The sequence below is a fragment of the Variovorax sp. GW821-FHT09B05 genome (assembly GCF_059418265.1).
Map to the genome: position 1 here is coordinate 926,500 of NZ_JBWKPN010000001.1, position 19,784 is coordinate 946,283.

General features: G+C 70.2%; 19 protein-coding genes. 9 read left to right on the forward strand and 10 right to left on the reverse strand.

The annotated features are described in order from the left end of the window. Nucleotides 1-2 precede the first annotated feature (2 nt). The 7 genes from AC07RM_RS03990 to AC07RM_RS04020 are packed head-to-tail and all read right to left on the reverse strand — an operon-like array spanning nt 3 to nt 6,783. Nucleotides 3-1,106 carry a CobW family GTP-binding protein gene (locus AC07RM_RS03990; RefSeq protein WP_495333168.1) on the reverse strand — a complete coding sequence of 368 codons (1,104 nt, stop codon included), beginning with the start codon at nt 1,104-1,106 and terminating at the stop codon, nt 3-5. Then, nucleotides 1,103-1,390, reverse strand: coding sequence for a hypothetical protein (locus AC07RM_RS03995; protein ID WP_495333416.1), 288 nt, complete (start codon nt 1,388-1,390; stop codon nt 1,103-1,105). The genes AC07RM_RS03990 and AC07RM_RS03995 overlap by 4 nt, the downstream gene beginning before the upstream one ends. 22 nt (nt 1,391-1,412) lie before the next feature. Continuing rightward, nucleotides 1,413-2,168, reverse strand: a complete 756-nt coding sequence (locus AC07RM_RS04000; protein WP_495333170.1) for an SDR family NAD(P)-dependent oxidoreductase — start codon at nt 2,166-2,168, stop codon at nt 1,413-1,415. 16 nt (nt 2,169-2,184) lie between these two features. Continuing rightward, complete coding sequence (locus tag AC07RM_RS04005) at nt 2,185-2,964, reverse strand: SDR family NAD(P)-dependent oxidoreductase (RefSeq protein ID WP_495333172.1); 780 nt, start codon at nt 2,962-2,964, stop codon at nt 2,185-2,187. A 12-nt stretch (nt 2,965-2,976) separates the two neighbouring features. After that, nucleotides 2,977-4,392 carry an MFS transporter gene (locus tag AC07RM_RS04010; RefSeq protein WP_208510698.1) on the reverse strand — a complete coding sequence of 472 codons (1,416 nt, stop codon included), beginning with the start codon at nt 4,390-4,392 and terminating at the stop codon, nt 2,977-2,979. Nucleotides 4,393-4,430: 38 nt separating this feature from the next. After that, nucleotides 4,431-5,309, reverse strand: coding sequence for a polysaccharide deacetylase family protein (locus AC07RM_RS04015; protein ID WP_208510699.1), 879 nt, complete (start codon nt 5,307-5,309; stop codon nt 4,431-4,433). Between the two features lies 1 nt (nt 5,310). Then, complete coding sequence (locus AC07RM_RS04020) at nt 5,311-6,783, reverse strand: amidase (protein ID WP_495333174.1); 1,473 nt, start codon at nt 6,781-6,783, stop codon at nt 5,311-5,313. Nucleotides 6,784-6,982: 199 nt separating this feature from the next. Between AC07RM_RS04020 and AC07RM_RS04025 the strand changes: the two genes are divergently transcribed. From AC07RM_RS04025 to AC07RM_RS04040, 4 genes are all read left to right on the forward strand, one after another. Then, nucleotides 6,983-7,246 (forward strand): type II toxin-antitoxin system Phd/YefM family antitoxin, encoded by a 264-nt coding sequence (locus AC07RM_RS04025; RefSeq protein ID WP_177239426.1) that lies wholly within the window; start codon nt 6,983-6,985, stop codon nt 7,244-7,246. Between the two features lie 46 nt (nt 7,247-7,292). After that, complete coding sequence (locus tag AC07RM_RS04030) at nt 7,293-7,718, forward strand: type II toxin-antitoxin system VapC family toxin (RefSeq protein ID WP_495333176.1); 426 nt, start codon at nt 7,293-7,295, stop codon at nt 7,716-7,718. Nucleotides 7,719-7,761: 43 nt separating this feature from the next. Next, nucleotides 7,762-8,178 (forward strand): MarR family winged helix-turn-helix transcriptional regulator, encoded by a 417-nt coding sequence (locus AC07RM_RS04035; RefSeq protein ID WP_398501000.1) that lies wholly within the window; start codon nt 7,762-7,764, stop codon nt 8,176-8,178. A gap of 217 nt (nt 8,179-8,395) precedes the next feature. Then, complete coding sequence (locus tag AC07RM_RS04040; RefSeq protein ID WP_495333178.1) at nt 8,396-8,698, forward strand: hypothetical protein; 303 nt, start codon at nt 8,396-8,398, stop codon at nt 8,696-8,698. 12 nt (nt 8,699-8,710) lie between these two features. Here the strand turns inward: AC07RM_RS04040 and AC07RM_RS04045 are convergent, their stop codons facing one another. Next, on the reverse strand, nt 8,711-9,919 hold the full coding sequence (locus AC07RM_RS04045) for an ABC transporter substrate-binding protein (RefSeq protein ID WP_495333180.1): 1,209 nt from the start codon (nt 9,917-9,919) through the stop codon (nt 8,711-8,713). A gap of 192 nt (nt 9,920-10,111) precedes the next feature. On the opposite strand from AC07RM_RS04045, the gene AC07RM_RS04050 reads away from it, so the two are divergent. Genes AC07RM_RS04050 through AC07RM_RS04065 form a run of 4 tightly spaced genes read left to right on the forward strand, consistent with a single transcriptional unit; the run spans nt 10,112 to nt 15,277 of the window. Beyond that, on the forward strand, nt 10,112-11,329 hold the full coding sequence (locus AC07RM_RS04050; RefSeq protein WP_495333182.1) for a cytochrome P450: 1,218 nt from the start codon (nt 10,112-10,114) through the stop codon (nt 11,327-11,329). Continuing rightward, nucleotides 11,326-12,546: a CaiB/BaiF CoA transferase family protein gene (locus AC07RM_RS04055; protein WP_495333184.1), complete on the forward strand. Its 1,221-nt coding sequence runs from the start codon at nt 11,326-11,328 to the stop codon at nt 12,544-12,546. The genes AC07RM_RS04050 and AC07RM_RS04055 overlap by 4 nt, the downstream gene beginning before the upstream one ends. Beyond that, the gene (locus AC07RM_RS04060) at nt 12,543-13,535 is read left to right on the forward strand and encodes an NADPH:quinone reductase (RefSeq protein WP_495333186.1); all 993 of its coding nucleotides are present in this window, start codon (nt 12,543-12,545) and stop codon (nt 13,533-13,535) included. The genes AC07RM_RS04055 and AC07RM_RS04060 overlap by 4 nt, the downstream gene beginning before the upstream one ends. A gap of 35 nt (nt 13,536-13,570) precedes the next feature. After that, entirely contained in the window at nt 13,571-15,277 is a 1,707-nt protein-coding gene (locus tag AC07RM_RS04065) for an FAD-dependent oxidoreductase (RefSeq protein ID WP_495333188.1), read from the forward strand. On the opposite strand, the gene AC07RM_RS04070 is transcribed toward AC07RM_RS04065, so the two are convergent. After that, entirely contained in the window at nt 15,259-17,091 is a 1,833-nt protein-coding gene (locus AC07RM_RS04070) for a histidine kinase (RefSeq protein WP_495333190.1), read from the reverse strand. The two genes, AC07RM_RS04065 and AC07RM_RS04070, sit on opposite strands and share 19 nt — an antisense overlap. Nucleotides 17,092-17,374: 283 nt before the next feature. Between AC07RM_RS04070 and oxlT the strand changes: the two genes are divergently transcribed. Then, a complete protein-coding gene (gene oxlT, locus AC07RM_RS04075; RefSeq protein WP_093346820.1) occupies nt 17,375-18,706 on the forward strand; it encodes an oxalate/formate MFS antiporter in 1,332 nt (443 codons plus the stop codon). Between the two features lie 67 nt (nt 18,707-18,773). Here the strand turns inward: oxlT and AC07RM_RS04080 are convergent, their stop codons facing one another. Continuing rightward, entirely contained in the window at nt 18,774-19,523 is a 750-nt protein-coding gene (locus AC07RM_RS04080; protein WP_495333192.1) for a response regulator, read from the reverse strand. Nucleotides 19,524-19,784: the final 261 nt, after the last annotated feature.

Sequence of the window (19,784 nt, forward strand, 5' to 3'; positions counted from 1 at the left end):
GGCTACGCTTTCGAGGTGAGAGGATTCGGCCCGGCTTCCCGCGGCGCGTAGAAGCGTTCGAAGGCTTCCCACGACGCGCGCACGTCCGCCTCGGACAAGCCCTGCACGATGAAGACCAGGCGCGAGCGCCGGTCGTCGTCGGGCCAGTCGGCCAGGTGTTCGGGCGGGTGCATCAGGTGCCCGATCCCGTGCAGGACCGTGGGCTGCCCGTGCGCGAAGCCGTCGGCCGCGATGCCCAGCAAGCCCTTGATGCGCAGCAATCGATCGCCATGACGATGCACCAGCAGCGTGAGCCAGAGAGTGAGGGTGAACCATTCTAGGGGCCGCTCGAACACCAGGCAGAACGAACGCGCGCCCGTGCCGGCCAGCTGCTGCGCATGGGTGCCGCCGATGCGCGCGGGCACCGGCCGTGCGCCGGCACGCGGCCGCAGCGTGCCCGCGGCGACGCGCGCGATCCAGCCCGCGGTGTCGTCGCGAGAAGCGCCGTCCGCGAGATCGTCGAGCCAGGGCACGGACGCCGCCGAGGGCGCGTCCAGTTGGCGGGCCACGGGGTTGAGTTCCGCCAGCATCGCCCGCAGCCGCGTCGCCTGCCCGGGTGCCACCAGGTCGGTCTTGCTCAGCCACAGCGTGTCGGCCGCGGCGACCTGCGCGATCCATTCGGGGTGCCGCGCCTGCTGGCGCTCGGCATGCAGGGCATCGACCACGGTGGCGACGAAGGCCGGCCGGAAGTGATGGCGAAGCTGCGCATCGCCCAGCAGCGTGCCCAGCACCGGCCCCGGCGTGGCCAGGCCCGTGGTCTCGATCAGCACGCGGCGGAAGGCCGGCAATTCCCCGCGCTGGCGGCGCGACAGCAGGCGCATCAGCGCCTCCTTGAGTTCGCCGCGGATCGAACAGCAGATGCAGCCGTTGTCGAGCAGCACGGTGTCGGCATCGATCGCACCGACCAGCAGGTGGTCGAGGCCGACATCGCCGAACTCGTTGATGAGCACGGCCGTGTCGCCCGCGACGCTGCCCTGCAGCCAGCGCCGCAGTAGCGTGGTCTTGCCGCTGCCCAGGAAGCCGGTCAGGATGCCGACGGGCAGGACCTCGAAGGCGATGTCCGTCATGGCGCGTCGTCCTTCGCGGGCCATGGCATGGCCAGCGGATCGATGGTGCGGCCCAGCAGCTGCTCGGCCGCGCTCCATAGCGCGCTGAAGTCGGGCACCAGCACGCTCGCACCGGTCGCGCCCTGCAGCAGGTAGGACTGCCCATGGAAGTCCTGCAACTCGAGCCGGAACAGCCGCAGCAGGCGGTTGGCCCGCGCCACCTGGAGCAGCCGCTGGCGCCGTCCCTGCACCGAACCGGCCGCGGCATGGCTCCAGTGCGCCGTCCCTTGCAGCAAGCCGCACATTCCGCACATGGTCCACCGCCTTTCAGGGCATCACGTCGCCGGAATTGGGCCCGAGCGTCTGGCCCACGTAGAGATTGCCGCCGGGATCGGAGGCCAGCAGCACGGCGGTGGGCGCCACCTCTTCCACGCGGCCGAAGCGGCCCAGCGGCAGGCTGGCTTCCTTGGCCCGCTTCCAGTCGGCGCTGATGCCGTCGACCAGCGGCGTGGCGATCGGGCCGGGCGCGATGGCGTTGACCAGCACGTTGGCCGGCGCCATCTCGAGCGCGAGCGACTTGGTGAAGCCGATCACGCCGGCCTTGGCGGCCGCGTAGTGGCACAGCTCGACACCGCCCTTGATGCCGAGCTGCGAGGCCACGTTGATCACGCGCCCCCAGCGCTGCGCCGCCATGTGGGGAACGGCGCGGCGCGCGCAGAGGAACACGCTGCGCAGGTCGACGCGCAGCATGTCGTCCCACATGGCGGTCGGCATGTCGGCGCAGCGCGACTGGGTCAGCATGCCGGCGTTGTTGACCAGGATGTCGATGCCGCCGAAGGCCGCCACGCAGGCATCGATGGCCTCGTTGGCCACCGCCTCGTCGCCGATGTCGCCGACGGCGGTCTCGACGCGGCCACCGGCTTCGCGGCAGCGGCGCGCGGTGTCTTCCACCCGCGCGCGATCGATGTCGGCCAGCAGCAGGTCGGCGCCGGCACGCGCATAGGCCAGCGCGATGGCGGCGCCGATGCCGCTGCCGGCGCCGGTCACGACGGCGCGCCGTCCGTTGAGGAGTCTGTCGTTCATGGGTGCTCCTGCCAGTTCAACCGGGCCAGCGCACGGTGAGGCCGCCATCGGCGATCACCGACTGGCCCGTGATGTACGACGCGTCGTCGCCGCTCAGGAAGCGGATCAGCGTCGCGATCTCGCGCGCCCTGCCGACCCGGCCGAGCGGAATGCCGGCGGCCGCCTGCCGCAGGCCCTCGGGACCGAGCGAGTTGACCGGGTCGAGCGACTGCGGCGTCTCGATCAGCCCGGGAATCACGCAGTTGCAGCGGATGCCGCGCGGCGCGAGCTCCATCGCCACGGCACGGCACAGGCCGGGCACGCCGGCCTTCGCGGCCGAGTAGTGGGCATGGTGCTCCCACCCGTACACGCCGCCGGCGATCGACGACACCGCGACCATCGCGCCACCCTCGCCCATGTGGCGGGCCGCGGCGCGGAAGGTGCGCATCACGCCGCTGAGGTCGACGTTGATCACGTCCATCCATTGCGCATCGCTCATGGCGGTGAGTGCCGCCTGGCGCAACAGGCCGGCATTCGCGACCGCATGGTCGAGACGGCCGAAACGCTCGATGGCGGTCTGCGCGAAGCGCTCGACCTGGTCGGCATCGCCGACGTCGACGGGCACCATGACGCAGCGGCCGCCGGCGTCGTTCACCAGCCGCTCGGTCTGCGCCGGGTCGTGCGGATCGCCGGGGAAATAGCCGCCCACGACCGCGACATCGGTCTGCGCATAGGCCAGCGCCAGCGCCTGGCCGATGCCGCTCGCGGCACCGGTGATCAATGCCACGCGGCCCGCACTTGCTTGCGATGAAGTCATCGGGTTGCTCCTTCAGCGCACCGACTTCGGGTCGACGTGCGGCACCAGCAGCATCACGATGCCGGAGATCGTGCAGGGAATCGCGCCCCAGACGACCGCGGCCTGCACCCAGTCGGCGCCGTGCGACAGCGTGTAGGTCACGCCGAAGCCGGCCGCGATGGCGCCCACCTGCCCCATCGCGTTGACGAAGGAGCTGGCGGTGGCGCGGATGTGGCTCGGGAAGCTCTCGCCGACCAGGAACAGCACCGCGGCATAGGGGCCGATCAGGAAGAACAGGCCGAGTGAGTACAGCGGCACGATGCGCCAGAAGTCGCCCTGCGGCGCCTGCAGCATCAGGTAGAACGCGAGCCCGCCCAGCACCCAGCCGATGGCAACCGCGTTGCGCCGGCCGATGCGGTCGCCGAGCCAGCCGTGGAACATGTAGCCGAGGAAGCCGGCCAGGTTCGAGACGATCAGCACCTGCAGCGCATTGGAGAAGTCCACGCCCTTGCCGGGCGTGCCGCCCGAGCCGCCGAGCACCGAGGTGCCCAGCACGGCGAAGATCACGATCGCGAACCAGTTGAGGAAGAAGCTCAGGGCCAGCGACAGCGTGGGCCGCAGCGATGCGCCCTTGAACATGGCGGAGATGCCGGTGTGATGCCGCGCCGACAGGTCGATGCCCTGCGCCTGCGCGAGCCGCTGCGCATCGGCGGCCCGGCCTTCGCGCTGCAGCCGCGCGATGCGCTGGCCGGTGATGAACTGCGGCGTCTCGACCAGCCGGCGGCCGAGGATCGCGATCACGATGGCGGGGAACATCGCGAACACGAAGGACAGCGCCCAGCCGCCGCCTTCGCCGAACCAGCGCTCGCCCAGCGGATAGAGCGCCGCCACCAGCGCCGCGGTGAGCACCGCGCCCACCGGCCAGCCGCCCTGCACCAGCGAGTAGATGAAGCCGCGCCGCCGGGTGGCGGCCGGATCGGTGTGCACCAGCGAGAACAGTTCGCTGAGGTAGGTGGCGTTGATGCTCTGCTCGGCATAGCCGAGCCCGGCCAGCGAGCGCACCAGGATCAGCAGCACGAAGCCCACCCCGGCCGACAGGCCGATCACCCAGCCCGCGAAGGCCGTCAGTCCCGAGCACAGGGCCGCGCCGGCGACCGCGATGATGATGCCCTTGCGCCGGCCCAGCCGGTCGGCGATCGGCCCGATGCCGAAGGCCACGATGACCGTGCCGAGCGTGACCCAGGTGTTGAGGTTGGTCTGCTGGTCGGCGGTCCACTTGAAGTGGTCGCCGAGCCGGGGCAGCAGGGTGCCGAACAGGATGAAGTCGTAGACGGCGAACACCCAGGCGAAGAAGCACACCCAGGTGGCGTAGTTCACCTGCTTCTTCGTCACGGTCGGCGGCGTCCAGGCGGCGTCGGCCGCGGCTTGGGGAGGGATCGAGGCGGTCATGGTCGTTCTCTGTGGAAGGGGCGGTGCAATGCCGGGGCCTAGACGCGCGGATGGCGGCGCAGGAAGTCGTCCGCGATCTGGTCGCAGGTCATGAAGCGCACGCCGGCGTGGGACTGGAAGTGCTCGATCAGCCGCTCCAGCATCAGCAGCACCTGGGGCCGGCCCGAGACGTCCGGATGGATCGTGATCGGGAACACCGCGTAGTCGTGCTCGCGGTAGACCCAGTCGAACTGGTCGCGCCACATCTGCTCGATGTCGCGCGGGTTCACGAAGCCGTGGCTGTTGGGCGCCTTCTTGATGAACATCATCGGCGGCAGGTCGTCCAGGTACCAGTTGGCCGGGATCTCGACCAGCGAGGTCTCGGTGCCGCGCTCGAGCGGCTTCATCCAGCTGTCCGGATGCTTGCTGTAGTCGATCCGGGTCCACCGGTCGCCGACGCGGACGTAGTACGGGTGGAAGTCGTTGTGCATCAGGCTGTGGTCGTACTTGATGCCCTTCTTGATCAGCAGCTCGTTGGTGACCGGACTGAACTCCCACCACGGCGCGACATAGCCGGTCGGCGCCCGGCCCGCGAGGCGCGTGATGACGTCGATGCTGCGGTCGAGCACGGCCTCTTCCTGCTCGGGCGTCATCGCGATCGGGTTCTCGTGGCTGTAGCCGTGGATGCCCAGCTCGTGGCCCGCGTCGACCACGGCCTTCATCTGGTCCGGAAAGGTCTCGGCCGAGTGCCCGGGCACGAACCAGGTGGTGGTCAGGCCGTACCTCTTGAACAGCTTCAGCAGCCGCGGCGATCCCACCTCGCCCGCGAACATGCCGCGCGAGATGTCGTCCGGCGAGTCCTCGCCGCCGTACGAACCGAGCCAGCCGCCGACGGCGTCCACGTCGACGCCGAAGGTGATGAAGATTTCCTTGGTCATGTCATTGCTCCTTGAAGTGGGGTGAAGAAAACAGGTGCTCGAGGGAAAGGGCGATCTGCAGCAGCCGCGCGTCGTCGCCGCGGGGGCGCATCAGCTGCAGGCCGGTGGGCAGGAGATCGGTGCTGCCGTCGGGCGCGGCCACGCGCTCGACGCCGCTGGGCATCGCGACGGCGGGCGTGTCGAGGAAGCTGCCGGGCATCGTGAGGCGCAGCGTCGCGAGGTTGGTGCGCGCGAAGAGCTCGTCGTCGGCCTCCAGCGGCTGCAGCAGCGGCGCGGTGTGCGCGGTGGCGGGCAGCACCAGGGTCGCGCCCTCGAGATCGCGCTCGAAGGCGGCGATCAGCCGCTGCCGCTCCCAGCGCAGGTGCAGGTAGCGCGCGGCATTGACATCGCGCGCCGCCTCGAGCCGGCGGCGCACGCGCGGGTCCATGGCCTCGGCCTGCGGCGCATCGAGCCGCGCCTGGTGCATCGCGAAGGCCTCGCTGGCGCCGAGCCAGCCGTGGCTGTCGATCAGCGCCTGCACGAGGTGCAGGCTCTTCACCTCGCGCTCCACGACCGTCGCGCCCGCGGCGCGCAGCCAGCGCATCCGCGCCCGCAGGTTCTCGCGCACCGCCGTCGTGACGCGCTCGCTGTCGAGGATGGCCGGATCGACGACGAAGGTCTGCTGCGCCAGGGTGCGGCGGGCTGCGTCGAAGCCGCCGGCGAGCAGTTCGCGTGCTTCGTCGCCGCGGCCGCCCTGGAGCACCGCATCCATGGCGATGCAATCGGCCACCGAATGCGCGAGCGGACCGACGGTGTCGAGCGACGGGGCGAGCGCGAACACGCCCGTCATCGCATGGCGCCGCCTGCTGGCCCGGTAGCCGACCAGCCCGTTGAACGATGCCGGAACGCGCACCGAGCCGGCGGTGTCGGTGCCGATGCCGATCGGCGCGATGCCCAGCGCGACGGCCAGCGCGGCCCCCGAGGACGATCCGCCCGGTGCCCTGGCGCGCGTGCCGAGGGCCGGGTTCACCGGCGTGCCGAAGAACGGGTTCAGGCCCAGCCCCGAATAGGCGAACTCGCTCAGGTTGGTCTTGCCGATGCAGACCATGCCGGCCGCCTCGGCATGCGCCACCAGCGTGGCATCGGCCTTCGCCGGTTCGGCCCGTGCAAGCAAGGCCGAGCCGGCCGTGGTGGGGGTGCCGCGGATGTCGAACAGGTCCTTCCAGGTCAACGGCACGCCGTCCATCGGACCGAGCGGCGTGCCGGCCCGCCAGCGAGCGGTGGCCCGTTCGGCCTGCGCGAGGGCCCGCGACACGGTGAGCTGCGTGAACACGCCGCGCGCGGTCTGCGCACGCGCCAGGCAGCGCTCGGCGACCTGCGTGGGCGTGAGCTCGCGCCGGGCGTAGGCGGCAGCCAAGGCACCGGCTGTCGTTGCTTGATGTGCTGTGTCGAGGTTCATGATCCGTTTGTTTTGTACTTTGATGACAAAGTACATTTCAGGCGGATCGTAGGTGCTTTTGACGTGCCTGCCTTAGGCGTTAATGCTTATTGACGCGTGAACTCGATCTTTGGATTACGCGTGCGCGAACGCTTGTCTTGACGGAAGTTAGCAACGTAGCTAACCTTCTCATAGAAGGCGACAACGGCGCGATGCACATTGCATGGCGGGTTCCGCCTCATTGAAAGGACGCACCATGGGACATGCACAGATCAAGACGGTTTCCAGCCGCGAGTTCGTGCACAACGTCAGCGCCGCCCGGCGCGTGGTGAGCGAGGGCGGCACGGTCATCATCACCGACCGCGGCGAGCCGACCCAGGCGCTCATTCCGATCGCCGAATACCGCCGCCTCACGAAGACCGACAAGAACCTGGTCGAGCTGCTGCGCATGCCCGAAGCCGACGCCTTCGACCTGGACGTCGAGCCGATCCGCATCGGCGCCAAGGACATCGACGCATGAAGCGCGATCCCTCGCACACGAACGAGCCCGAGGGAGGACGGCGCGCATGATGTGGCTGCTGGACACCAACGTCGTTTCCGAAGTCCGCAAGAGCAGTTGCCACCCAAACGTGCTGGCCTGGATGGTCGCTCATGCCACCGGGGACATGTACCTGTCCGCCGTCACGGTGCTGGAGATCCAGCGCGGCATCAGCCAGGCCGCGCAGCGCGGCGACGAATTGCAGGCCGAGGTCTTCCATCGCTGGCTCGAGACCATGGTGCTCCCGGCCTTCGCCGGCCGGATCCTGCCCGTCGATCACGTGGTGGCCCGGCGTGCGGCCAGCCTCGCATGGGCCGATGGCCGCGACTACCGCGATCCCCTGATCGCCGCGACGGCGCTGGTGCACGGCGCCACGGTGGTGACGCGCAACCTCAAGCACTTCGAAGCGTCCGGCGTGCCGCTGATGAATCCCTGGGACTCCACAGGCGGCTGACGGACCGGCTGCTACATTCCCGCGTCCCCCGCCGATCCCGCCCATGTCGACCTCCTCCGGCCCGGCCCAGAAGCAGCGCTTCGAAGCCCTCTCCAATTTCCGCCACACGCTGCGCAGCTTCCTGCGCTTCAGCGAGGACGCCGCGCGCGAGCAAGGCATCACGGCGCTGCAATACCAGCTGCTGCTTCACACACAGGGCTTTCCGGGCCGCGACTGGGCCTCGATCGGCGAGCTGGCCGAACGGCTGCAGGCGCAGCCGCATGGCGTGGTGGCGCTGGTGTCGCGCTGCGAAGAAGCGGGCCTGGTCGTGCGCAAGCCCAGCACCGTCGATCGCCGGCAGGTGGAAGTGCATCTGCTGCCCGCGGGCCGCAAGAAGCTCGCGCGCCTCGCGACCGCGCATGCCGACCAGCTCGCGACCTTGGCCGAGGTAGTGCGGCTCGCGAGCAGCCTGCGCGACTGATAAGGTGTGAATGAACCTGCTGCGCACCCCGATCTCGCATCTGCGGTCCTCGCCGTACGTCAGTACGGCTCCGGTCCTCGACGCGACCTCGGGGCGCTCGCGACGGTTCCTTCACACCTTCTGAGCCCGCGGGTCGGGCATCCGCAACGGCCGGCATCGTGCGCGGGCCGGTCGTTAAAATCCGCGACTTTCCTTCAATCTCTTCTTTCGCCTCCCCATGCTCCTTCGCCTCCCCGCACGCTCCGCCCTCCTCCTGTGTTCGCTGCTCGCCACTTTCGCCGTTCGAGCGGAGCCCGCCGATGCGATGGAGATGGCCGAGCGTTATGCGGACGCCGAGCACTGCATGGAGCAGATCGTCGGCAAGCGCTGGGAGATGCGCTATGGCGTCGAACTCGCGCGCAACCAGTGGGGTGCGCTCGAGCCCACGGGCCGCTCGATGGACAGCGCGCCGCAGGCGATCCGCATGGCCGACATGAGCTGCCGGCGCGAACTCAGCATCGAGCGCCAGCCGCGGCCCTGACACCGCGCATGCTCAGCGCTCGATGGTGATGAGCTCCGTCATGGGCTTCCATGACTTGCCATCGAACTGCGCGAGCCGCGCCTGCCGGATCGGGTAGTAGTCGTCGGCGCGGAAGTTGATCTTCATGCCGGGCAGCAGCATGCCGAGCTCGATGTCCTTCAGCCCCTGCACCTGCTTGAGGAAGTTCTCGCGCGTGAGGTTGTCGCCGCAGCGCTCGAGCACCAGCGCCGTGAGTTGCGCGCCCATGTAGGTGTAGACCGAGGTGGTGTCGCCCGGATCGTCGTTGGGCAGGTACTTCTTGAAGAAGGCCAGGTACTCCTGCATCGCCTTGTCGTTGTTCCAGGTCGGGTCCGACGGCGTCTTGAACCAGTAGCTCGACACCAGCCCCACCGAGTTGTCGAGGCCGGCCGGGGTCAGCACGCCGCTGATCGAGCTCGACACGTAGGGCACGATGTAGAACGGCTTCCAGCCGATCGCCGCCGCCTTGCGGATCGCCTGCGCCTGCGCCTTGTTCGAGGTGAAGGCCACCAGCACCTCGGCGCCCGATGCCTGCAGCTGCAGGATCTGCGAGTCGACGGTCGGGTCGCTCATCTCCTGGCTCACCTCCTTCACGATGTTCGACTGCTTCGCGCCCAACGCCTTGCGGAAACCGCGCATGTACGACTTGCCCACGTCGTCGTTCTGGTAGAGCACGCCGATCTTCGCGTTGGGCTTGGCGTCGACGAGATACTTGCCATAGATCGAGCCCTCGATGTCGTAGGCGAAGGAGAAGGGCACGGTCCACGGCGTGGTGGCGGAGTCGTGCAGGTTCGGGCTCGAGGCATAGAAGAACACCTGCGGCACCTTCTTGCCGTTGAGGTACTTCTGCACCGAGGTCTGCGAGGCCGTGCCCATGGAGTTGACCAGCGCCAGCACCTGGTCGGACTCGACCAGCTTGCGCGTGCCCTCCACGGTCTTGGGCGGGCTGTAGGCATCGTCGACCGACAGCAGGTTGATCTTGCGTCCGTTGACCCCGCCCCTGGTCTCGTTGAGCATCTTGAAGTAGGCCACCGACATGCGGCCCACCATCGAATAGGCCGAGCCGGGACCGCTGTAGGCCACGGTCTGGCCGAGCTTGATCTCGGTGTCGCTGGCACCGGGGCCGTAGGTCTTCTGGGCCTGTGCCGTCGCCGCGGTCGCGAAGGCGGTGCAGGCCACGAGGGCTAGCAGGGAAGCGCGCATGTGTGTGTCTCCTGGTTCCGGGGATGGTCGTTCTTCGAGCCGGCGCGAGTACATCAAGCGGCGCGCGCGGCGTCTGTCCCCTTGCCGGGGACGCAGCCTCTCGACAGGTTCGCGCCGTCCCCGTCAAGGGGACTGACGCGCGGCGGACGGCCATCGAGACTCGATGCATTCCCCCACGCCAGGAGCCCCTGCATGACCACCACCGCCGAACCCGTCGCGCTGCGCGACGCGCCCGTGCTGGACATCGACCCGTACGCGATCGAGGTGCTGCTCGATCCCTATCCGTTCCACGAGGCGCTGCGCGAAGCCGGTCCCGTGGCCTTCATCGCGCCGCACGGCATCTATGCCGTGGGCCGCCATGCCGAGGCGAAGACGGTGCTGGCCGACCATGCGCGCTTCACCAACGCGGGCGGCATCGGCATCCAGGACATCCGCAAGCCCGGCGAGTTCCGCATCCCGAGCCGGCTGCTCGAGGCCGACCCGCCCGACCATACGAAGATCCGCTCGGTGGTCACGCGCCTGCTGTCGCCGCTCGTGATCCGGCGCTGGAAGGAAGGCTTCGAGCGCAAGGCCGAGTCGCTGGTCGAACAACTGCTGGACCAGCGCGAGTTCGATGGCGTGGAGGACTGCGCCGAGCGCTTCGTGCTCGAGGCCTTCCCGGCCGCGGTGGGCGTGCGCCTGCCGCGCACCGAGACCCTGGCCATCGGCGAGATGCGCTTCAACCAGAGCGGCCCGCGCAACGCGCTCTACGAGCGCGCGATGCAGGCCGCGCAGCCCTACCTCGCGTGGTTCGAGCAGAGCGTGTCGCGCCAGGGCGTGATTCCCGACTCGATCGCCGAGCTGCTGTTCCGCGCCGAGGACGCGGGCGAACTCGACGAGGGCATCGCCTCGAACGTGGTGCGCAGCTTCGTGGGCGGCGGCACCGACTCCACCATCGCCGGCATCGGCTTCACGCTGCACCAGCTCGCGAGGAATCCCGCGCAGTGGGAGCGCGTGCGCAACGAGCCGGCCAAGGTCAAGGCCGCGTTCGAGGAAGGCATCCGCCACGAGACGCCGTTCCAGGTCACCTACCGCACCACGCGCGGCGAGACCGAGCTCTCGGGCGTGCGCCTGGCCCCCGACACCAAGATCGGCGTGTTCATGGGCGCGGCCAACCGCGATCCGCGCCAGTTCCCCGAGCCCGAGCGCTTCGACGTCGACCGCCCCGCGCTCGCGGGCAGCCACGTCGCGCTGGGCAACGGCATCCATGCCTGCATCGGCCAGATGCTCGCGCGCCAGGAATCGGAAGCGCTGATCGGCGCGCTGAGCCGCCGCGTGGCGCGCATGGAACTCACGGCGCCGGCCAGCTACCGGCCGATCAACCAGATGCGCACGCTCGACCGGCTGCCGATGCGCATCGTGCCGGCATGACGGCAGCGAGCGAAGCGCGCGGTCCGCTCGCGGGCCTCAAGGTGCTCGAGATGGGCCAGCTCATCGCGGGCCCCTTCGCCGCCAAGACGCTCGGCGACTTCGGTGCCGAGGTCATCAAGATCGAGCCCCCTGGCGCCGGCGATCCGCTGCGCAAGTGGCGGCTGCTGAAGGACGGCACCTCGGTCTGGTGGCAGGTGCAGTCGCGCAACAAGCGCTCGATCGCGCTCGACCTCAAGGACAGCGAGGCGCAGGCCATCGTGCGCCGGCTCGCCGCCGAGTCGGACGTGCTGATCGAGAACTTCCGCCCCGGCGCGCTCGAGGGCTGGGGGCTCGGTCCCGAAACATTGCTCGAGGCCAATCCGCGGCTGATCGTGCTGCGCGTGAGCGGCTACGGCCAGACCGGCCCCTACCGCGACCGCCCCGGCTTCGGCGTGGTGGCCGAGGCCATGGGCGGGCTGCGCCATCTCACGGCCGAACCCGGCCGGGTGCCGGTGCGCGTGGGCATCTCGCTGGGCGACACGCTGGCCGCGCTGCATGGCGTGATCGGCATCCTGATGGCGCTGCAGGAGCGCCAGCGCTCGGGCCGCGGCCAGGTGATCGACGTGGCGCTCTACGAGGCGGTGTTCAACTGCATGGAAAGCCTGCTGCCCGAGTACAGCGCCTTCGGCGCGGTGCGCGGCGCGGCCGGCAGCGCCCTGCCCGGCATCGCGCCGAGCAACGCCTACCTCTGCGGCGACGGCGGCTATGCGCTGATCGCGGGCAATGGCGACAGCATCTTCCGCCGGCTCATGGCCACGATCGAGCGACCCGATATCGCGGCCGATCCGGCGCTGGCCGACAACGCCGGTCGCGTGGCGCGCGTGGCCGAACTCGATGCCGCCATCGGCGCCTGGACCGCGCAGCGCGATGTGGCCGAAGTGCTCGCGCGGCTCGACGAGGCCTCGGTGCCGGCCGGCCGCATCTACTCGGTGGCCGACATCGCGGCCGATCCGCACTACCTCGCGCGCGGCATGCTGCAGACCATCGCCATGGGCGACGGCAATGCGCTGCAGGTGCCTGGCATCGTGCCCAAGCTCTCGCGCACGCCCGGTGCGCAGCGGCGCAACGCACCGCGCCTCGGGCAGGACACCGACGCGGTGCTCGCCGAGATCGGCCTCACGCCCGCGCAGATCGACGAGCTCAAGCGGCGCGGCGTCGTCGCGGGCAGCGAGGCATGAGCACGATGCGCGCCGCCTTCTACACGCGCCAGGGCGAAGCGGCCGAGGTGATCCGCGTCGGCGAGCAGCCGCGGCCCGAGCCCGGCCCGGGCGAAGTGCGGGTACGGCTTCGCAGCTCGGGCGTGAACCCCTCCGACTGGAAGATGCGGCGCGGCGGCGGTGGCCGCGCGCTGGTGGCGCCGCTGATCGTTCCGCACAGCGACGGCGCCGGCGTGATCGACGCCGTGGGCGATGGCGTGCCCACCGTGCGCATCGGCGAACGCGTGTGGACCTGGAACGCCCAATGGCGGCGCGCCTTCGGCACCGCGGCCGACTACGTCGCGCTGCCGTCGGCGCAGGCCGTGCCGCTGCCGGCCGCGCTGGGCTTCGCCGAGGGCGCCTGCCTCGGCATTCCCGCCTTCACCGCGCTGCACGCCGTGCGCCTGGCCGAATGCGGCCCCGGCCAGCGCGTGCTGGTGGCGGGCGGCGCGGGATCGGTGGGCCACTATGCGATCCAGTTCGCGAAGCTGCGCGGCGCCGAGGTCATCGCCAGCGTGAGTTCGGCGCGCAAGGCCGCGCATGCCATCGCGGCCGGCGCCGACCATGTCGTCGACTACCGCGAGCAGGACCTCGGCGACGGCGTGAAGGCCCTCACGGGCGGCGCGGGCGTGGACCGCGTGATCGAGGTCGATCTCGCGAACAACGCGGCGCACTACCCGAAGCTGCTGAAGCCCGGCGCGCGCGTCGTGGTCTACGGCACGACCGGCCTCGATGCCGTGCTGCCGGCCGTGGTGCTGATGCAGAAGAGCGCCGAACTGCGCTTCTTCACCATCTACGAGATCGCACCCAGCGAGCGCGAGGCCTGCCTGCGCGAACTGCTGCCGCTGCTCGAGGACGACCTGCTGCTGCACACCATCGGCCAGTTGCTGCCGCTCGAACAGATCGTGCGCGCGCACGAACTGGTGGAGCGCGGCGAGGTCCTTGGCAACGTCGTGCTCGCCATCGACTGACTCCCTTCCATCCCATCATTTCCCAGAGGTTCCCCATGATCGAAACCGACGTGGTCGTCATCGGCAGCGGCGCGGCCGGACTCACCGCCGCCATCACCGCGCGCCAGCTGGGGCTGGAGGTGCTGGTGGTCGAGAAGACCGCGCTGTTCGGCGGCACCACCGCCTACTCGGGCGGCGCGCCCTGGATTCCGTGCAACCACGTGATGAAGCAGATCGGCCTCGACGATTCGCGCGCGGCCGCCGAAACCTACCTGCGCGCCGTGCTCGGCGAGGCCTACCGGGACGACCTCGTCGCCAGCTACCTCGACCATGCGCCCGAGATGCTGGCCTTCATGGAGCGGCACTCCGAGGTGCGCTTCAAGCCCTTTCCGCTGCCCGACTACGAATCGGACCTGCCGGGCGCGGCGCGCAGCCGCTCGCTGCTGACCCAGGCCTTCGACGGCCGGCTGCTCGGCCACCGCCTGGCCGACCTGCGCATGCCGCTGCCGCAGCTCATGCTGTTCGGCAGCATGCAGATCGAGGGCGCCGACATCCACCCGATGCGCCATGCGCTCAAGACCTGGGCCGGTTTTCGCCACACCGCGCGCGTGATGCGGCGCTTCGTCGCCGACCGGCTGCGCTATGGGCGCGGCACGCGCATCGTCAACGGCAACGCGCTGGCCGCGCGGCTGTTCCATTCGGCGATCCAGGCCGGCGTGACCCTGTGGAAGAACACGCCCGCGCTCGAGCTCACGATGCGGGACGGCCGCGTGACCGGCGTGGAGATCGAGCGCGAAGGCCGCCGCATGCAGGTGGTCGCGCGGCGCGGCGTGCTGCTGGCCACCGGCGGCTATGGCGCGAGCGAGGCGATGCGCCGCAAGCACATCCCGTTCGCCGAGCACCACCATTCGCTGCAGCCCGAAGGCAACGTCGGCGACGGCGTGCGGCTCGGCGTGGCGGTCGGCGGCCTGCACGATCCGGCCCATGCGGGCGACTGCATCTGGACGCCGGTGTCGGTGCTGCGCAAGCCCGACGGCGGCATCGTGAGGTATCCGCACATCTTCATCGACCGTGCCATGCCCGGTTGCATCGCGGTCGGGCCCGACGGGCGGCGCTTCGTCAACGAGGGTGGGTCGTACCAGACCTTCGTGGGCACGATGCACCGGCGAGGCATCACCACCGCGCACCTGATCGCCAACCGCGATTTCCTGCGCCGCTACGGGCTGGGTCTGGCGCGGCCCGCGCCCTTCAGCGCGCGCTCGCTGATCGAGGCGGGGTATCTGATCGAGGCGCCGACCCTGGCGCAGCTGGCCGGGCGGCTCCACATCGATCCGCACGAACTCGAGGCCACGGTGCGGCGTTTCAACGACGGCGCGGCGCGCGGCGAGGACCCCGAGTTCGGCAAGGGCGCCGATGCGCACTCGCGCTTTCGCGGCGACCAGGCGCATGCGCCCAATCCGGGCGTGGCGCCGATCGGCGACGGGCCCTACTACGCGCTTGCACTGCATCCGGGCGATCTCAGCACGGTGGGCGGCCTCGAGACCGATGCCGAGGCACGGGTGCTGACGCCGCAGGGCACGCCGATCGAGGGGCTCTATGCGGCCGGGCTCGACATGAACTCGATCATGCGCGGGCGCTATCCGGGCGGCGGCAGCAGCATCGGGCCGGCGATGACCTTCGGCTACATCGCGGCGCGGCAGATGGCGCAGGCGCGCCCGGCGACGCCGCCGGCCGAGGCCCGCGCTCAGACGATCGGCGCGTAGCCGGGCGCGGCCCAGCGCAGGGTCACGCGCGTGCCCTGGCCGGGCCGGCTGTCGATGGCCAGCCGCACGCCCATGGCCTCGGCCTGCTCGCGCAACCCCACCAGCCCATAGTGTCCGGGCGCGATGGCCTGGCTGTCGAAGCCCACGCCGTCGTCCACGATCTCGAGCTGCAGAACGCCCGGGTCGGCGGCGGGCTGCAGGCGCAGGCCCAGGTGCCGCGCGCCCGCATGCCGCTCGACGTTGCGCAGCAGTTCCTCGCACATGCGGTACACGGTCTCGGCGGGCTCGGCGACCAGCGCCGGCAGGTCGGGCGCGAGCTCGCAGTCGAGCACGATGCCCGTGCGCTCGTTCATGCCGCGGGCCAGCTCGACCAGCGCCGCGCCCAGCCCGATGTCGCGCACCGGGTTGCTGCGCAGCTGGTCGATGGCGCGGCGCGCCTCGTCCAGGCCCTCGCGCGCGGCCTGCTCGGCGCGCATCAGCTCGTCGGGCAGTTCCTGCGGCTGCGTGGTCGCGATGTGCTTGAGCACGCGGATCTCGGTCAGCATGGCCATCATCGAATGCGCCAGCGTGTCGTGCAGGTCGCGCGCCATGCGCAGGCGCTCGCGCATCACGGCGGATTCGCGCGACTCCTGCGCCAGCCGGCTGATCTCGACGGTGCGCTGGCGCACGCGCTCGTCGAGTTCCGCGTTGAGCAGGCGCAGCTCGTCGCGTTCGCGCTGCAGGGTGTCGAGCAGCCGGTCGAGCGCCGTGCCCAGGCGCGCGGCCTCGTCGGCGCCCTCGGGCACCTCGATGCGCGAGGCGCTGCCGGCGAGCACCGCGTCGGCCGAGCTCGCGATCACGCTCACGCGGTGGGTCAGGCGGTGCGTCATGGCCACGCCGACCACCGCGGCGCACAGGCCCAGCATGCTGAGCACCAGCGTGATGCGCCATTCGATGGCGGTCGCGAACGAGGCCAGCGAGGCCACCGGCTCCACCACCACCACGCGCCAGCCCAGGCGCCGCAAGGTGCCGTCGCGCTCGGTGCGCGGCGCCGCCACCAGGAAGGGCTTGTTGTCGACCAGCCGCCGCACCCGGATGCGCGCCGGCAGGTCGGCGCCATCGGTGCCCAGCCCGGCGACCGTCGGGTCGAAGGGCGCGGCCAGGTCGCCCCTCTCGCGCCAGCGCGTGCCGAGCAGGGCCGCCGGGCCGTGGCGCACCATGCCGTCGCGGTCGATCAGCAGCCACTCGCCCGGCGAGGCCTTGATGCCGGACACCGTGTGGTCCACCCATTGCCAGCTGAGCTGCGCCGCGACCACGCCGACGATGGCACCGTCGGCGTTGCTCACGGGCGCGCTGAGCTTGAGGAAGTGCTCGCCCGGCGAGCGGCCCTCCTCGATCCACGCATCGGCCAGCCCCTGCGAGATCCACGCATGCTGGTTGACGTTCTCGCCCACCACCTTCGGGTCGGTGGCCGCGACGATGAAACCGTCCGCATCGGTCAGCGCCAGCCAGATCAGGTCCGGCACGCCGCGGTGCACCGCCTCGAGCGAACGCTGCCGCCACGCGGCGTCGTCGCCCTGCACGTCCTGCGACAGGATCGAGGCCACCACGCTCACCGACTGCAGGCGCAGCAGCATCGCGGTGTCGAGCTCGGCGCTGACGTGCTCGCCGGCCGTCTCCAGCCGCTGGGAGTGCACCTCGAGCAGGGTCGAGCGCACGAAGCTGCGCAGCCAGAGGTTGGCCGCCAGCGCCAGGCAGATGGCCAGCGCGATCATCAGCCAGCCGATCGCGGCGGCGAGGCTGCGTCGGGGGTCGATGCGCTGCAGCAGGCTCATCGAGAGGTCGAAGCCGGCGGGGCGGGAGGGGGGCGCGCGGTCATGGGCGGCGCATTGTCGCAAAGGACCCGGGGCGCGTCAGCCCATGACTTTCGGTATGGGCACTTACCCTGAGATCTCGGGGTTTTCCTCGGGTCGCGGCGTGACTTCCGGCAGGCGCGAGCAGTTATTTTCGAGACGACAGTTGCGTCCATCGCGCAGCGTGTCGAGAGATGCGCCACATCCACCCCGTTCGACAACGCCGCGACGCGATCGGCGTGACCTGCCAAGGAGACATTCGACAATGAGCACCCCCACATCCCTCTCGCCGGCCGTCGGCGCCTCCGCCGGCGTCCCGGTACGCTGGTACGCCAGCCGCTGGACGCAGCTGGTCGTCGGCATCGTCTGCATGATCGCGACCGCGAACATCCAGTACGCGTGGACGCTGTTCGTGCCGGAGATCCAGAAGTCCTTCGGCTGGGAGCGCGCCTCGATCCAGATCGCCTTCACCATCTTCGTGCTGGTCCAGACCTGGCTCGCGCCGATCGAGGGCTACTTCATCGACAAGTTCGGGCCACGGCTGATCGTGGCCTTCGGCGCGCTGTTCATCGGCGCGGCCTGGGTCATCAACTCGCAGGCGACCACGCTGCTGGGCTTCTACATCGGCGCGGCCGTCGGCGGCATCGGCGTGGGATCGATCTACGCCACCTGCATCAACAACGCGCTCAAGTGGTTCCCCGACCGCCGCGGCCTGGCCGTGGGCCTGACGGCCGGCGGCTACGGCGCCGGCTCGGCCGCGACCATCCTGCCGATCGCCGCGATGATCGAATCGTCCGGTTTCCAGGAAGCCTTCTTCTTCTTCGGCGTGATGCAGGGTTCGCTGGCCTTCCTGGCCGCGTGGTTCCTGCGCGCCCCGAAGGCGCACGAGATCCGCGCCTCGGCCAAGCTCACGCAGAGCCGCCGCGACTACACGCTGAAGGAAGCGCTGAACACCCGCCTGTTCTGGCTGATGCTGCTGATGTTCTCGTGCGTGGTCACCGGCGGCATGATGGCCGTGGCGCAACTGGGCGTGATCGCGCAGGACCTGGGCGTGAAGGAGTTCAAGGTCGACCTCTACTTCTTCGTCATGGCCGCGCTGCCGCTGGCGCTGATGCTCGACCGCGTGATGAACGGCATCTCGCGCCCCCTGTTCGGCTGGATCTCCGACCACATCGGCCGCGAGAAGACCATGGTGATCGCCTTCACGCTCGAGGGCATCGGCATCATCGCGCTGGGCTACTTCGGCCACAACCCGTGGGCCTTCCTGATCCTGTCGGGCGTCGTGTTCCTGGCCTGGGGCGAGGTCTATTCGCTGTTCTCGGCGCTGGCCGGCGATGCCTTCGGCACCAAGCACATCGGCAAGATCTACGGCGTGCTGTACTGCGCCAAGGGCGTCGGCGCGCTGTTCGTGCCCATCGGCAACCTGATGATGGAAGCCACCGGCACCTGGTCGACCGTGCTCTACACCGTGGCGGCGCTGGACCTGTTCGCCGCCTTCCTGGCCATCGTGGCGCTGCGGCCGATGCTCAAGGCGCACGTGGAAGCCTCGTCCGCGAATCCCGCGGGCAAGCATGGACGCTTCGGATTGAGCGAATGACCCGCTTCAGCGAATGAGCGAATGAGCGAATGAACGACGCCGGGCACGACCCGGCGTCTTTTTTTCTTCAGGACTGTTTTCTTCGCGCGAGCACGAGCACCGCCAGTTCGGTGCGCGTGTTCGCGTGAAGCTTTTGCATGATGCGGCTCGCGTGGTTCTTCACCGTGCCCTCGGCCAGGTTCAGCGCCGCCGCGATCTGGCGGTTGCTCTGCCCCTTGGCGATCAGGTCGAGCACCACGGCCTCGCGCTCGGTCAGCGGATCGGGCGCCTCCTGCGGCTCGGCCGACGCGGGCTCGGCGCAGGCCGGCGGGTCTTCCACCGCCACGTCCTGCGCCACGTGGTTGGCCAGCAGCCGGAACTGGTCCATCACCTTGCGCGCGATCTGCGGCGTCATGCGCGACTCGCCGCGGTGCACGGCGCGCACCGTGTCCAGCACCTCCTCCTCCGACGCATCCTTGAGCAGGTAGGCCTGCGCGCCGGCGCGCACCGCGTCGAACACCAGGTCGTCGCGGTCGAAGGTGGTCAGCACCATCACGCGGGTGCGCGGCAGCGCGGCCGTGATCTCGCGCGTGGCCAGCACGCCGCTCTGGCGCGGCATGCGCAGGTCCATCAGCACCACGTCGGGCAGCAGGCGCCGCGCGAGTTCCACCACCTCCATGCCGTCGGCGGCCTGGCCGACGACCTGGATGTCGGATGCGGCGTCCAGCAGCATGGCCATGCCGCGGCGGATCAGCGGCTGGTCGTCGGCGACGAGGACCCGGATCCGCGGGTCGGCGGGCGCAAGGGGTGGAACGGGCAAAACGGTGGTGGCGCTCATGGGGGCATCGGGGGAGATGCGCTCATTGTGCGATGCAGGATGGCCCGTGGCGGACAGGGATGGCCCTGAGGCAGCCGGGTATTTTCGGGCCCCGGGCCGGCCGCCGCCCCCCGGCGTGGCGCGAAAATACCCCGAAAAGACCGTATCCGGCCGGTCGGTGCCCCCTGGAGACATACCCCCACGCCAGGGTTTCGGAGCCCGCGCGGCGGAACCGGGTCCCGTCCGCGCGACAATCCGGGTCTACGGCCAGAAAAAGGGCCC